This is a genomic window from Urechidicola vernalis, from assembly GCF_031846385.1.
GTDB lineage: Bacteria > Bacteroidota > Bacteroidia > Flavobacteriales > Flavobacteriaceae > Urechidicola > Urechidicola vernalis.
The window spans coordinates 32,877-48,843 of record NZ_JAVRHV010000007.1; the positions used below are offsets into that span (position 1 = coordinate 32,877).

Consider the following 15,967-nt stretch of genomic DNA (forward strand, 5'->3'; position numbering starts at 1 on the left):
ATTGAAAAAGAATACTTTAATAAGTAATTTTGTTGTATTGTTTCTGTTGAGTTTTTTTACTCAACTAGACGCTTTTTCTCAAATTCCACCTTCTCCAACGCCTACCCCAACACCACAGCAGCAAGATACGGTAATTGTAGTTAGAGATAGTATTCCTTATAATTTTAAAAATTCGCAAGACGGAAGTCTTTTTTTAAATTCACCGAAAACATATGAGGTTACCTATGATTCTGAATTGCAAATGTATGTGATTAGAGAAAAGATTGGTGACTATTATGTGTCCACACCAAAATACATGACTTTTTCTGAGTATCGAGAATATCGATTAAAACAAGATATGCTCGGACATTACAAGGATAAACTAAGCGCTATTGGCGGGAAAACGGCTGGAGCAGAGGAGGCTCAAAAGAATTTACTGCCAACGTACTACGTAAACTCAAGTTTTTTTGAATCACTTTTTGGAGGAAACAGTATAGAGGTAAATCCTTCGGGAAATATTGAAGTTAAACTTGGAATTCTTTCACAAAACATTGAGAACCCTCAAATATCGGAAAGGAATAGAAAAAACACCACATTTGATTTTGATCAACAAATCACTGCAAGTATCAATGCTAAGGTTGGAACACGTTTAGGAATTACGGCAAATTATGATACACAGGCATCGTTTGATTTTCAGAATCAGATTAAGTTAGAATATACACCTACTGAAGACGACATTATTCAGAAAATTGAAGTGGGTAATGTTAGTATGCCAATAAGTAATTCTCTTATTACCGGAGCGCAAAGTCTTTTTGGAGCCAAAACTGAATTGCAATTTGGAAAAACGAAAGTGACGGCCGTTTATGCAGAGCAAAAATCTCAAACTAGAACGGTTGCAGCTGAAGGAGGTGCCACATTGAATGAATTCGAGTTAAGAGCAACTGATTATGATGCAAATCGTCACTTTTTCTTATCGCAAGCATTTAGAGATAATTACGACAAGGCATTAGAATTGTTACCATTGGTTAATAGCCAAATCAATATTACAAGAATGGAAGTTTGGGTAACGAACAGACAGGCATCAACAATAGATTTTAGAAATATTGTTGCAATGGCGGATTTGGCAGAGAATGACCCAACAAATATTGGTGGATCAAATATTAATCCAAGCCCAGGGGTGCATCAAGACCCATCTAACGGATCGAATGATTTGGTAAACATGATGACCTTAACGAATCCGGTTAGGAAAATAGCCACAGTGCCAACGGCAGTTGCTCCATATGGAGTGCAGCAAGGTAGAGATTATTCGGTGTTGGAAAATGCTAGAAAATTAACACCTGGAGAATATAAAGTGAATCAGCAATTAGGATTCATTTCATTGAATAGAAGACTGGGGGATTCTGATGTATTAGCGGTTGCCTATGAGTACACGATTAGTGGTAGTGATAAAGTATTTAAAGTAGGAGAATTAACAACTGATGGGATTATAGCACCTGATAATTTAGTTGTAAAACTACTTAGGAGTGAGATTATAAATACGGATGTTCCGGTTTGGGACTTGATGATGAAGAATATATATTCTTTAGGAGCCTATCAAATGACTAGAGATGGATTTAGATTTGAGTTGTTATACAGAGATGATGCGAATGGAGTTTCTACAAACATGCTTCAAAATGCGCAATCAACTGGCGTTTCGGAAAGAACTTTAATGAATATCTTTAATATTGATAAATTGGATCAAAATGAATTCGCAATTCCTGAAGGTGATGGATATTTTGATTACGTAGAAGGAATAACTGTTGACTCCAATCAAGGGTATGTTATTTTTCCTACAGTACAACCATTTGGTGAAAGTCTAGATCCAATTTTAACAGATCCAGATGATGAGATATATATATTTGATGAACTGTATACTTATACCCAATCACAAGCAAGAAATAATTATCAGAATAAAGATAAATATTTTTTAAAAGGATATTATAGATCTGAAGGGGCAGGAGGAATCCCTTTAGGCGCTTATAATGTGCCACAAGGTTCTGTTACTGTAACAACTGGCGGTAGACAATTGGTAGAGGGAATTGATTATGTTGTGGATTATGTAGCTGGAAGAGTAGAAATTATTGACCCATCTTTAGAGGCATCTAACGCGCCGATTGAAGTTTCAGTAGAGAACAATTCTGTTTTTAATTTACAATCAAAAAGTTTTTTTGGTGTAGATGTTGAGCACAAATTTTCTGATAAATTTATTGGGGGAGCCACCTTTTTAAATCTAAAAGAAAGACCCTTAACACAAAAGACAAACTTTAATTCAGAGCCTATAAATAACACCATTCTGGGCCTTAGAGCAGATTACGGTTCAGAGATGCCCATATTTACCAAATGGGTGAATAAGTTGCCGAATATGGATACTGATGTAGCATCCAATTTTTCCGTTCGTGGAGATTTTGCATATTTACTTCCTGGAAGTCCAAAACAGGTTGAAGAAGGAGGTGAAGCAGTTTCTTATATCGACGATTTTGAAGGAGCACAGATTCCACTAGAATTAAAATCGCCATTACAATGGTATTTAGCAAGTACACCTCAAGGGCAAACACAATTCGATTTTGGAGGTGATGATTTGGATCTGGATTATGGAAAAAAGAGATCGAAATTGGGATGGTATATTATTGATCAATTATTTTACGGAAGTTCATCATTACAACCTGATAATATTGACGATACCGAATTGTCTAGAGCAGAGGTTAGAAGAATTAGATACGAAGAATTATTTCCAGAACAAGATTTAGACATTACACAATCTTCAATTGTTCGAACGTTGGATTTATCTTTTTACCCATCAGAAAGAGGGAGTTATAATTACGATACAAATAATGTCGGTGGTGATGGAAAATTTATTGACCCGGAAGAGCGCTGGGCAGGGGTTACAAGACCGTTGACCGTTACAAATTTTGAACAAGCCAATATAGAGTATATTCAGTTTTGGATGTTAGATCCTTATCCGCACTATTCTATTACTACTGAAGAAGGTCTTCCAGTTGGGGTAAATCCACAAGACCCTTCTAATCAAGTTGGAGAATTATATTTTAATTTGGGAAATGTATCAGAAGATGTTCTAAAAGATGGAAGAAAAATGTATGAAAATGGACTTCCTGAAAACGGAGGTACGGACAATACAGATCCATCAATTTGGGGTAAAATACCAACCGGGCAATCCTTGCAGTATACGTTCGATACTAGTGATACTTCTAGATTAAATCAGGATATTGGTTATGATGGATTGAATGATGAAGAAGAAGCGAATATGTTCGGTACAACTTTCGGAGTCGACCCTTCATCAGATAACTATCGTTATTTTAGAGGGACTGAATACGACGCTCAAGACGCTTCGATTTTAACAAGATATAAAGATTACAACAATTCTCAAGGAAACTCACCAACCGCGTCGCTATCAGGAGAATCTTATCCAACTTCAGCAACAACCTATCCAGATGTAGAAGATATAGATAAGGATCAAACCATGAGTAGTGTAGAGAGTTACTATCAGTACAAAGTTTCTTTAAACGCGAGCGATTTAATTGTAGGACGAAATAATATTGTAGACGAGAAAAATGTTTCTGTAACCTTAGATGATGGTAGCCGGAAAGATTTTAGATGGTTGCAATTTAGAATTCCAATCAATACGCCAGATGAGGTAATTAACGGAATGAGTGGATTTAATTCTGTTCGTTTTATGAGAATGTTTATGACCCGATTTAAAATGCCAGTTGTCCTTAGGTTTGGAGAATTGCAATTGGTTCGAGGAGATTGGAGACGTTATACAAAGGTTATTGATGAGATGGACAATCCAAATCCTCCAGATTTAACACCACAGCAGTTAGCAGATTTTCAGGTAGGAGTAGTTAGTATTGAACAAAATGCTTCGAGAACACCAATACCTTATGTTGTTCCACCTGGAATTGAAAGAGAAAGATTACAAGGTAGTACTAGAATTCAATTGCAAAACGAACAATCTATTTCGGTAAAAGTTTTGAATTTAGATTCCGAACAAACCCGTATGGTTTATAAGAATACAAATTTTGATATGAGGATGTATAAACGCTTAAAAATGTTTGTACATGCTGAAGGTCTTCAAGGAGAAGCCTCTTTAATGGATGATGAGTTTCATGCAATTTTAAGAATAGGAAGTGATTTAATAGACAATTATTACGAAATTTCATATCCATTAAAAGTAACTCCGTTTACGGCAACTTCACCCGAAGAAATTTGGCCAAATGATTTGGATATTATCTTGGAAGAGTTAGGAAGACTAAAGCTGCAACGCTATGAAGATGGAGTTCCTCCAAATGAAATTTATCCTGCTTATAGCCCAATTTTACCTGATGAAGAATATCAAATTAGAGTTAAGGGTAATCCAAGTTTGTCCAACGCAAGAACTTTAATGCTTGGTGTTAAAAACACCACAAATCACAATCAAAGTGCTGAGTTGTGGTTTAACGAATTAAGAGTGTCTGAATTTGATAATGATTCTGGTTGGGCTACTGTGGTGAGTGCTGATGCGAATTTTGCAGATTTTGCTGATATTTCTATGACTGGCAGAATGGAAACTATTGGTTTTGGCGGTATTGAGCAACGTGTTAATGAAAGAAGCCAAGAAGACAGCCAGTTATATGATTTAGTTACCAATGTGAATGTTGGAAAATTATTACCGCAAACGGCGGGTATTCAAATTCCGTTAAATTACAGTATCTCGGAAGAATTTCATGACCCAAAATACGACCCACAATACCAAGATGTATTGTATGATGATGCGAAGGATGTTAATCCAAATAGTGATAAGTCAAGAGACCAAACTAAGCGAAAAAGTATCAGTTTAATTAATGTTAGAAAGGAACGTACAAATTCGAACCCTGATAAGAAACCTCAATTTTATGATGTAGAAAATTTATCAGTTTCTTATGCATATAATGAAATGGAGCATAAGGATTATAATGTAGAGAAGTTTTTAGATCAAAATGTAAGAGCCTCTGCAAATTATAATTATGCTTTTCAACCAAAAAGTATTGAACCATTCACTAATTGGGGTTTTATTACAAAATCGAAGTACTTAAGATTTATTAAAGATTTTAACTTGAATTTATTACCGTCATCGGTCTCTGTAAATTCAAATATTGTTAGAAGTTATAACGAACAAAAATCAAGAAGTTTGGTGGAAGGGTTACCAGAACTACCAACGCTAACCCAAAGAAACTTTATGTTTAATTGGGATTATAACATTGCCTATAATTTAACCAAATCCATGCAGTTCAATTTTAGAGCATTAAATGGATATGTATATGACGATTTTGATGCGAATGGAGATTTAACCTTGTTCGATAATTTCTTCACGGTGGGTAGACCAGACCATTATCATCAAACATTAAATGGAACCTATCAAATACCTATAGATAAGATACCATATTTAGATTTCTTAAGAGCAGATTATGCTTTTACAACTGATTATGATTGGCAAGCAGCTTCTCAATCATATGTAGAGCAAATAGGAAACATTGTGCAAAATGCAAATACCCAAAATTTATCTGTAGATGGAGATTTTGAAAAATTATACAGAACTGTTGGGCTTACAAAATTGTTTGCAAAAAAATCAAACGCAAGTACTCAGAGGAATTCTTCAGTTCCTTTAAAACCCGGAGAGCAAGCGCCTCCGCCCCCTAAAAGAACCAGTAATAAGAATAAACCTGGATTTAAACAAATTGCAGGAGACTTGGTTATGATGGTGAAAAAGGCGCGAGTAACTTATACTGAGAACAATGGAATATTCTTGCCAGGATATGTTCCTGAATTAGGCTTTTTAGGAAGAGATAATTACTCGGGGAGTTTAGCACCTACATTAGGATTTGTTTTTGGATCACAAGTTGATATAAGAAATAAGGCTTTAGAAAATGGATGGTTGGTTTCTAGAAATATAAATTACCAAGACGGAACCGAAGACGATCCTTATTTTAGTAGGAATTATATTCAGACACATTTTAACAAGTTTGATGTAATGATTAATGTGAGACCAATAAGAGATTTAGAAATTGAAATTTTTGCAAATAAAATTTATACTAAAAGTGTAACGCAACAAATAGATGTTGTAAATGATTTATTTAACAGCTCTACATATTTTCAAGAGAACCCAATCTCCGAATACGGTAATTTTAGCATGAGTTTTAATATGATAAAAACCGCTTTTGGAGAAGATAGTGATGAATTATTTCAAGAGTTTAAGGATAACAGAGCCGTAATTTCGCAAAGATTAGCAGATGATAACAATGTGCCAATAGATGGCTATGGGCCAAATAGTCAGCAGGTAATGTTACCGGCATTTGTATCCGCTTATTCAGGTAAAAATGCTTCGTCGGTAAATATGAATGCTTTTAGAGATAATCCAATGCCTAATTGGAATTTAACCTATAAAGGATTGATGCGTTTAGATTGGTTCAGACAAAATTTCCAGAGTTTTAGTATTTCTCATGGATATAGATCTGCTTATTCTATTACTAATTATACGAATAACCTGTTGTATGACCAGAATGATCCATTTGGAGAAGTTGATATTTCTGGAAATTATTTTAATGAAAAGTTGTATACCAATGTAAATGTTATTGAAGAATTTTCACCTTTAGTCCAGGTAGATTTAAAAATGAGAAATTCACTTTCATTAAAGGCTGAGATTAGAAAAGATAGAGCATTAAACATGAATTTTAATAACAATACACTTACCGAAATTAAGGGAAAAGAATATGTTATTGGGATGGGGTATAGAATAAGAGATTTAAAAGTTCGATATAAATTCGATGGTAAAAATCAGACCATAAAAGGAGATTTGAATTTAAGAGCAGATTTATCTTTGCGAGATAATTTGACTTTGATCAGAGATATTGATAAGGATAACGAACAAATTACAGGTGGGCAAAAATTATTTTCGTTACGATTTTTGGCAGATTATGCGCTGAGTCGTAATTTAACCGGCTCGGTATATTACGATCAAAATTCATCGAGATATGCGATATCTACTTCATTTCCAAGGAACTCATTTAGTGCCGGGATAATGTTGAGATACAATTTAGGGAACTAACTATTAAATATTAGATAAAATGAACATTCCAGCAGATTTAAAATACACAAAAGACCACGAATGGATTAAAATTGATGGTGATGTAGCAACAGTAGGAATTACTGATTTTGCACAAGGAGAATTAGGAGACATCGTTTATGTAGATGTTGATACTGTTGACGAAGAAGTAGATAAAGATGAAGTTTTTGGATCGGTAGAAGCCGTAAAAACAGTGTCAGATTTATTTATGCCGTTAACTGGTGAAGTAATCGAATTCAACGAAGCGCTAGAAGATGCTCCGGAAGTTGTAAATTCTGATGCCTATGGTGAAGGTTGGATGATTAAAATTAAAATTTCTGATGCTTCAGAAGTAGATGGGTTATTAGATGCTGATGCATATAAAGCAATTATTGGAGCGTAATCGTTACGCGATAGCAGCAAGTTTTACCTTATTAATTATTTATTTAAGTTTAGCACCTACGTCAAATGCAATTGATGTAATAGATGTGTCGGACAAAACCCTACACACCTTTGCGTATTTTGTTTTGGCTTTAAGTTGGATTTTCGCTATAAAATCTTCACATGCTTTTTTGAAGCAAAAAATGAGCATTGGATTTTTTGTATTAGTACTTAGTATTTTACTTGAATTATTACAAGGAAGTTTAACAGATTATAGAACGGCAGACTACTTAGATATAGTTGCAAATACAATTGGAATAATAATTGCAATAGTATCATTCAAATACCTATTGCAATTATACAATACTATTTAACAATTTATAGTTGCAAATATGGTTTTAATTGTATTAAATTAGCGAACTATAAAATTTTTGAACATGGAAGTTAAAAAGAACCCTAAGGCAAATCTCGAAAGTTACACTAGATTATTCTGGCAACTAGGATTGGTTTTGACCTTACTAACGGTATACTTAGGTATAGAAAACAAGACTTATGATGAAGGAGCTGATGGATTAGCATTGGTAACTTCAGCGCACGATGAAGAAGAAGATATCCCAGAAGTAGTTATAGAACAAATTATTCAACCAAAGGCTCCACCTCCACCGGCTCCAGAAAAAATTGAGATTGTAGAGGATGAGGAAGAAGTTGAAGAAACAATAATCGAATCTACTGAAACGGATGAGACTGAGAAAATCGAAGTTGAAGAAATTGTAGAAGTAGAGGAAGAAGAGGAAATAATGGAAGATGTTCCTTTTGCTATTATTGAAGATGTTCCTGTTTATCCGGGTTGTAAAGGTTCTAAAGCAGAAAAGAAAGCTTGTTTAAATAAGTCTTTACAAAAGCACGTTGCTAGAAAGTTTAATGCTGATTTAGCAGGTGATTTAGGATTGTCTCCAGGAAAAAAGAAAATTTATATTCAGTTTAAGATTACAAAAACTGGAGGAATTGAAATCGTAGGAGCAAGAGCACCGCACCCAAGGTTAGAAAAAGAGGCGAAGAGAGTTGTAAACTTATTGCCAAAAATGACACCAGGGAAACAAAGAGGTCGTCCAGTAAACGTAACTTACATGTTACCTATTTCTTTCAATGTAGAATAAGGGTTATCATTTAATAAGATCAAAAAGGGTTCGCATTGCGAACCCTTTTCTTTTTGGTATGTTTTTTGTAATTGTCACAATTTTAACATCTTAACTTTAATAATTATGAAAACAAAAAAACACACCAACAATTTACAAAAAAGTTCTGTCATCCTGCTGCCACTCAGTTTGGTATTGGCCATGTTAACGGTTTATAGTTTAATAGAACTAAAAACTACACAGGCTTCTATTCATCAAAAGGAAATTAAATTTAACAAAATTGACCCCTATGATTTTGCGCAAATGGAGGAAATTCAGGTAGAGGAACAAAAACAGGAAGAATCAACTCAAGAAACAAAACAAGAGGTTTCAGAAAGTTTAGAAGATTTTACAACTACAGAAGATCCTGAATTTATTGAAGAAAAACTACCAGTTATAGAAGCAGAAGATAAAAACCCACCCTCTGAAGATATTGGTGAGTTTGTGGAAGTGGTTGAACCTGAGGAATTGGATGATGACAAACACCTAATGATTGATTTTGTTGATGAAATTCCAATTTATCCGGGCTGTGAGAAAGTTGACATCTCTGAAAGAAGGGCTTGTTTTGAAAAAAATATTAAAAAACTTGTGCAGAGAAAGTTCAATTCGGATTTAGCGTATTCATTAGGTTTGCCTCCAGGTAAAAAACGAATTTCAGTTAAGTTTGTGATTACAAAAAGTGGTGAAATTGAAATATTAGGCTCTAGAGCCTCACATGCTAGATTAGAAAAGGAAGGTGAGCGCATCGTAAAATTAATTCCTAGAATGGTGCCTGGAAAAGTACAAGGAAGAACTGTAAATGTTTCTTATATGCTACCAATCACCTTTAAGGTTGATTAAAAAACACATAAATTCATAAAATGAATAGCATCTCATTCAATTAATTGAGATGCTATTTTGTTTATAACCCTTCTGTAGCCTAAAACAACATAGCGATTTAATTTGTAAATTTGAATGTTAATAAAAATTGAATGATACCTAATTTAGATAATTTACCGACTTACGATACTGTTGGAGTAAATGAACGAATTAATAGATTTAAATCAAGAAGTATAAAGAAAGAGACAAAGGTCGAAGGGTTAAAATTGGCCTTGAGTATGATTGATTTAACTACGCTAGAAGGAAAAGACACTAAGGGTAAAGTCGAGCAGTTGTGTTATAAAGCAATGCACCCTCATGACACTTTAAAGGATATTCCAATGGTTGCTGCTATATGTGTCTATCCTACCTATGTTGGTGTTGCGAAAAAAGCACTAGAAGGTAGTGGAATTCAAGTTGCTTCTGTTGCTACCGCGTTTCCAAGTGGAAATTCTCCGTTGCAAGTTAAATTAGACGACACCAAATTTGCAGTTGCTCAAGGGGCGGATGAAATAGATATGGTTATTTCTCGTGGTGAATTTTTATCAGGAAATTACCAGTATGTATTTGATGAAATTTCTGCAGTTAAAGAAGCTTGTGGTAAAGCACATTTAAAAGTAATATTAGAAACTGGCGAATTAGATACTTTAGATAATGTTAGAAAGGCAAGTGAAATTGCTATGTATGCTGGAGCCGATTTTATTAAGACCTCTACGGGTAAAATTCAACCCGCTGCAACCATGCAAGTTACTTATGTAATGTTTGATGCGATTAAAGATTTTTATTTAAAAACCGGTAAAATGATCGGAATGAAACCTGCAGGAGGTATATCAACCTCTAAAATTGCCTTGCAATATTTGGTCATGCTAAATGAGGTGTTAGGAGAAAAGTGGATGAATAAAGATTACTTTAGATTTGGAGCTAGTAGTTTAGCCAATGATGTTTTGATGCAGTTGGTTAAGGCAGAAACTGGGAGGTATCAATCCGCTAATTATTTTTCAAAAGATTAACTATGAGTAAAGACACTTCTATATTTAAAGCAAGTTGGACTTATGCTGATGCTCCTGAGAGTACAGATCATATCCAATTGAAAAAACGATATGAATTATTTATTGATGGGGAATTTGTGAAACCTGTAAAAGGGAAGTATTTTGATACCGTTAACCCTTCAAACCAAAATAAAATTGCTGCCGTAGCTGAGGCTTCAACTGAAGATGTTGACAAAGCGGTTAAGGCAGCGAATAAAGCTTTTAAAGGATGGTCGAAATTATCTGGAAAAGAACGTGGAAAATACATTTTTAGAATTGCACGATTAATTCAAGAGCGTGCTAGAGAATTTTCTGTAATTGAATCTCTGGATGGGGGTAAACCAATTAGAGAGTCGCGAGATATAGATATCCCACTAGCAGCAAATCATTTCTTCTATTACGCGGGTTGGGCAGATAAATTAGAGTACGCCTTTCCGAATAGAAAGTTAAAACCGGTAGGAGTTGCAGGTCAAATAATTCCATGGAATTTTCCTTTGTTAATGGCGGCTTGGAAAATAGCACCGGCCCTTGCGACGGGTAATACCGTAGTTTTGAAACCGGCAGAGACAACACCTTTAACAGCCATGAAATTGGCTGAAATTATTCAAGAGAGTGGTTTACCAAAAGGGGTAGTAAATATTGTTACAGGTGCAGGAGATACAGGTGCCGCAATTGTGAATCATCCGGACATTGATAAGATCGCCTTTACTGGATCAACTAACGTAGGTAAATACATTCAAAAAGCCATTGCCGGAACTTCTAAAAAATTGACATTAGAATTAGGAGGTAAGGGCGCTAATATTATTTTTGAAGATGCCGCTATTGATCAAGCAGTGGAAGGAATAGTTAACGCGATATTCTTTAATCAAGGGCATGTTTGTTGTGCTGGCTCTCGATTATTTGTGCAAGAATCAGTTGCCGATATTGTTATTCAAAAACTGAAAGATAGAATGGGAACTTTAATCGTTGGAGATCCATTAGATAAGAATACAGACATTGGGGCAATTAACTCCTCGAAGCAACTTAAAACGGTTAAAGACTATATAAAAATTGGGTTAAATGAAGGGTGTGAAATTTATCAGCCTGAATGTGAATTACCAAAAAAAGGAAATTGGTGTGCTCCGACTTTATTTTTAAATGTTTCGCAATCTCATAGAATAGTTCAAGAAGAAATATTTGGCCCGGTTTTAACTATCCAAACTTTTAGAACCGTTGACGAGGTTATTGAAAAAGCGAACAATACGCCTTATGGGTTGTCCGCAGGAGTATGGACACAAAAAGGGTCAAAGATTTTTAATTTAACCCAAAAGTTAAATGCTGGAGTAGTTTGGGCAAATACCTATAATAAATTTGATCCAACGTCACCATTTGGAGGCTATAAAGAAAGCGGATTTGGTAGAGAAGGAGGATTGCATGGATTGAAAGGATATGTTAAATTTGAAGATTAAGGGATATGAGTAGAATTGACGTACATAAAACCTATAAATTATATATAGGAGGAAAGTTTCCTAGAACTGAATCTGGCAGGTACTATCCTTTAAATGATAAAAAAGGAAACTTTGTCGCTAACATGTGTTTAAGTTCACGTAAAGATTTTAGAAATGCAGTTGTAATTGCGAGAAAAGCACAAAGACCCTGGGCAAGAGCAACGGCTTTAAATAGGGGACAGATTTTGTATCGAATTGCAGAAATGCTAGAAGGAAGAAGAGCGCAATTTATTGCGGAAATAATGAAAGAGGGTGCAACTAAAAAACAAGCGGAGATAGAAGTAGATGCAAGTATAGATAGATTGGTGTACTATGCAGGTTGGTCTGACAAGTATCAGCAAGTATTTAGTGCAGTGAATCCAGTAGCAAGTTCTCATTTTAATTTTTCTAATTTAGAGCCAATGGGTGTTGTTACAATTATGGCTCCCGAAGAGCAGGGATTGTTAGGCTTAGTTTCAGTTGTAGCACCGGCTATTGTTGGTGGTAATACGGTTATAGTTTTAGCATCAGAAACAAATCCGCTTTCGGCAATATCTTTTGCAGAGGTCTTGAATAGTTCAGATGTACCTGGAGGTGTTGTAAATATTTTAACAGGTAATGTAAACGAATTACATACTCATATGGCATCTCATATGGATGTAAATGCCGTTATTTATTGCGGAAAGGATGAAAATGTAATTTCAGAAATTAACGCTTTAGCAAGTGAGAATTTGAAAAGAACAATTTTACATAAGAAAAGTGATTGGGCAAGTGATGTTTGTGAATCGCCTTATTTTATTGAGAAAACTCAAGAAGTGAAAACAACTTGGCATCCAACAAAAGTTTAATTTAAAAGTAATAACCCCAAACTTATAATGACTAATTCTTCATTTTTTGCACACGAAACGGCGGTAATTGATGCCGATTGTAATATTGGTGCAGGAACTAAAATCTGGCATTTTAGCCATGTCATGTCAAATGCAATTATTGGCGAACGATGTAATCTAGGACAAAATGTTGTAGTTTCTCCAAAAGTAACTTTAGGAACCAATGTAAAAGTTCAGAATAATGTTTCTATTTATACAGGTGTTATTTGCGAAGACGATGTTTTTTTGGGGCCATCAATGGTGTTTACAAATATTGTAAATCCAAGAAGTGCTGTGATTCGCAAAGATGAATACAAAACAACTTTAGTGAAAAAAGGTGCGAGTATTGGCGCTAATGCAACGATTATTTGTGGAAATACCATTGGAGAATATGCACTAATTGGAGCAGGTGCTGTCGTTACTAAGGATGTGAAACCTTATGCTTTGGTTGTAGGGAATCCATCAAAGCAGATCGGTTGGGTTAGTGAATATGGACATCGATTAGCGTTTGGCGCTTCAGGATTCGCAACATGCCCAGAAAGTGAAGAGAAATACAGATTAGAAAACTCCAAAGTCATTAAAATAGGATGAAATTAAAAATTAAGAGGACTAATTTATTGATGCTTTTTATGCTATTGATTTCAACAATAGCATTTTCTCAAAAAGAAAAATATCCTGTATATAAGGGCTGTGAAGAAGTAGATGCAGAAGCGCTAAAAGTTTGTTTCAAAGAAAAGGTAACAACAGAAGTTATTTCTAAACTTCAGTTGCCAGAAGAGATGAAAAAAGACAGTGTGAAGCAAACAATTAATATTGTGTTTTATGTTGATAAGGAAGGAGAATTTGAGATTCTATATGTAAACTCACCTTACAAAGATTTGAAAACGGAAGTAGAGCGCGTATTTTCAGAATTACCTACGGTTATTCCTGCAAAGTATAACAATCACAATGTAGAGATGCAGTTTGTACTGCCGATCCACATTCCTTTGGATCCAAATCAGGGTAAGATTGTTCAAGAAGTAAAAGAATTGCCGGCCGAAGAACCATTGAATTTAATTATACCTGATTCTTTGAACTTATTGGAACACCATAGCCAATTAAATATGCCTTACACACATCAGGAATATAGCGCATTGGATTATCACTTTAACAAAGGTGCAAATTCTCATACAGCTGTGAAACCATATGTGTATTCTGAAATTGAAGCATATGCAGATTTAGACGCTCAAAAGGCAGTTCTTATGAAAGACAAGAAGTCTTGGGGTGGACGAAAATTATGGAATGAACACATGTTCCAAATAGAGAGCAAAGATTATTGGTTTACGATAGATCCGGTGCTAGATTTACAAATAGGAAAAGATAATTCGGATGTAGATTTTACGTATAATAATACACGTGCCTTGTTGGTTCAAGGTTCATTAGGGAAGAAATTTAGTTTTTCTACAACTCTTTATGAAAGTCAAGGACGTTTTGCGGATTATGTCAATAGATACGCTGAATCAATTAGGCCATCTGGAGGAAATCCGGCTATTATTCCGGGTAGAGGAATTGCTAAAGAATTTAACGAAGATGCATACGATTATCCTGTTGCAGTTGGATATTTGTCATTTACACCCAGTAAATATTTTAATTTTCAATTTGGACACGGTAAGAACTTTATAGGAGATGGATACCGTTCTATGTTTTTATCGGACAATGCAACGCCTTACCCATTCTTTAAAATAAATACCAAATTTTGGAAAATTAAATACACCAATATTTGGATGTCTATGCGAGATGTAAGACCTGAAGTTACAGAAGAAGGTGTTTTTAAAACAAAGTATGTTGCATCGCATTATTTGAGTTGGAATGTTACGAAGAAATTGAATCTTGGTTTTTTTGAATCTGTAATTTGGGATGACACCAATAACCGTGGTTTTGATATGAATTATTTAAACCCAATTATTTTTTATAGAGCCATAGAATTTTCAACTGGTTCTAGAAGCGGTAATGCCTTAATTGGATTAAGTGCCAAGTTTAAATGGAATGAACGTTTTTCTCTTTATACACAACTAATGCTTGACGAAATGACTATTGGCGAAGTTGGTGGAAATGAAGGGTATTGGGGTAATAAGAATGGGTTTCAAATTGGTGCAAAATATCATCATGCATTCGGCGTTGAAAATCTTCATTTACAAGCAGAATATAATTCGGTAAGACCATTTACATATGCACACAATTTCCCGACCTTAAATTATGGGCATTCCAATCAGGCTTTAGGGCATAGTTGGGGCTCTAACTTCTATGAAATTGTTGGAATTGCAAATTATACAAACGGTCGTTGGTATGGTAATATGAAATTAAATATTGGAGAAAAAGGTTTCGATATTATTGGAGATCCAGTTAGTTATGGTGGAGATATTTACCGAGATTATTCAGATCGAAATGGAGATTACGGACATGAAATAGGACAAGGAAATACCACGAATATTTTTATAGGAGATTTACAAGTTGGATATGTATTGAACCCTGCAACGAATTTAAAATTATTTGGGTCCTTTACGTACCGATCTTTTGATGCTGAGAATGAAAATCCAATATGGGAGTCGACTAATTCTACTTGGTTCAATGTAGGCTTAAGAACTGATTTATTCGATTGGAATTTCGATTTTTAACGCATCTTACCTGAGCGTCTATAGGCTTGTAAAAATGACCAACCCTTGCCAACTAATGAATCATTTTCAAAAATCACAGGCGTACATTCATTTTTAGAAATCACTCCGTTTTGATCTTTAGGTGTAGAAAAATACCATAAAATATCTATAACCCTTTCAGGGTCTCTAGCGTATTTATTTACAAACTCTGGTTGTTTAAATACTTGATTTAAGGCCTTCATTTTGCCAACAGCAGGGACTTTTACTAAAATAGAACCACCCATTTTATTTTTTGTCATTTCTTGAGTCATACCTTCAGATATACTCTCAATTTTATTCGCTTGCTCCTTTAAAAAAGAATCGAATGTGTCGTAGTTTTTTTCAATAATTTCTTGGCTGAAACAGATTAAAGTAAAGCAATGAAGAAATAAAAGTGTTATGGTTTTCATAAACACGAAACTACAAAA

General features: G+C 34.7%; 11 protein-coding genes. 10 read left to right on the plus strand and 1 reads right to left on the minus strand.

The window, feature by feature from the left end:
* Position 1: 1 nt before the first annotated feature.
* The 10 genes from sov to RM519_RS12190 all read left to right on the plus strand — a co-directional run bounded on the left by sov (position 2) and on the right by RM519_RS12190 (position 15,521).
* Positions 2 to 7,096 carry a T9SS outer membrane translocon Sov/SprA gene (gene sov, locus RM519_RS12145; RefSeq protein WP_311594088.1) on the plus strand — a complete coding sequence of 2,365 codons (7,095 nt, stop codon included), beginning with the start codon at positions 2 to 4 and terminating at the stop codon, positions 7,094 to 7,096.
* Positions 7,097 to 7,115: 19 nt separating this feature from the next.
* Positions 7,116 to 7,496 carry a glycine cleavage system protein GcvH gene (gene gcvH, locus RM519_RS12150; RefSeq protein ID WP_311594089.1) on the plus strand — a complete coding sequence of 127 codons (381 nt, stop codon included), beginning with the start codon at positions 7,116 to 7,118 and terminating at the stop codon, positions 7,494 to 7,496.
* Positions 7,462 to 7,848 (plus strand): VanZ family protein, encoded by a 387-nt coding sequence (locus RM519_RS12155; RefSeq protein WP_311594090.1) that lies wholly within the window; start codon positions 7,462 to 7,464, stop codon positions 7,846 to 7,848. Before gcvH ends, RM519_RS12155 begins: the two co-directional genes overlap by 35 nt.
* Before the next feature lie 63 nt (positions 7,849 to 7,911).
* Positions 7,912 to 8,631 (plus strand): energy transducer TonB, encoded by a 720-nt coding sequence (locus RM519_RS12160; protein ID WP_311594091.1) that lies wholly within the window; start codon positions 7,912 to 7,914, stop codon positions 8,629 to 8,631.
* 105 nt (positions 8,632 to 8,736) lie between these two features.
* Positions 8,737 to 9,489: an energy transducer TonB gene (locus RM519_RS12165; RefSeq protein WP_311594092.1), complete on the plus strand. Its 753-nt coding sequence runs from the start codon at positions 8,737 to 8,739 to the stop codon at positions 9,487 to 9,489.
* A 131-nt stretch (positions 9,490 to 9,620) separates the two neighbouring features.
* On the plus strand, positions 9,621 to 10,517 hold the full coding sequence (gene deoC, locus RM519_RS12170) for a deoxyribose-phosphate aldolase (RefSeq protein WP_311594093.1): 897 nt from the start codon (positions 9,621 to 9,623) through the stop codon (positions 10,515 to 10,517).
* Positions 10,518 to 10,519: 2 nt separating this feature from the next.
* Entirely contained in the window at positions 10,520 to 11,983 is a 1,464-nt protein-coding gene (locus RM519_RS12175) for an aldehyde dehydrogenase family protein (protein ID WP_311594094.1), read from the plus strand.
* 5 nt (positions 11,984 to 11,988) lie between these two features.
* Positions 11,989 to 12,849 (plus strand): aldehyde dehydrogenase family protein, encoded by an 861-nt coding sequence (locus tag RM519_RS12180; protein ID WP_311594095.1) that lies wholly within the window; start codon positions 11,989 to 11,991, stop codon positions 12,847 to 12,849.
* A 27-nt stretch (positions 12,850 to 12,876) separates the two neighbouring features.
* Positions 12,877 to 13,458, plus strand: a complete 582-nt coding sequence (locus RM519_RS12185; protein WP_311594096.1) for an acyltransferase — start codon at positions 12,877 to 12,879, stop codon at positions 13,456 to 13,458.
* Positions 13,455 to 15,521 (plus strand): gliding motility protein RemB, encoded by a 2,067-nt coding sequence (locus RM519_RS12190; RefSeq protein ID WP_311594097.1) that lies wholly within the window; start codon positions 13,455 to 13,457, stop codon positions 15,519 to 15,521. Before RM519_RS12185 ends, RM519_RS12190 begins: the two co-directional genes overlap by 4 nt.
* Here RM519_RS12190 and RM519_RS12195 read toward each other — a convergent pair.
* On the minus strand, positions 15,518 to 15,949 hold the full coding sequence (locus RM519_RS12195; RefSeq protein ID WP_311594098.1) for a DUF3192 domain-containing protein: 432 nt from the start codon (positions 15,947 to 15,949) through the stop codon (positions 15,518 to 15,520). The two genes, RM519_RS12190 and RM519_RS12195, sit on opposite strands and share 4 nt — an antisense overlap.
* Positions 15,950 to 15,967 lie beyond the last annotated feature (18 nt).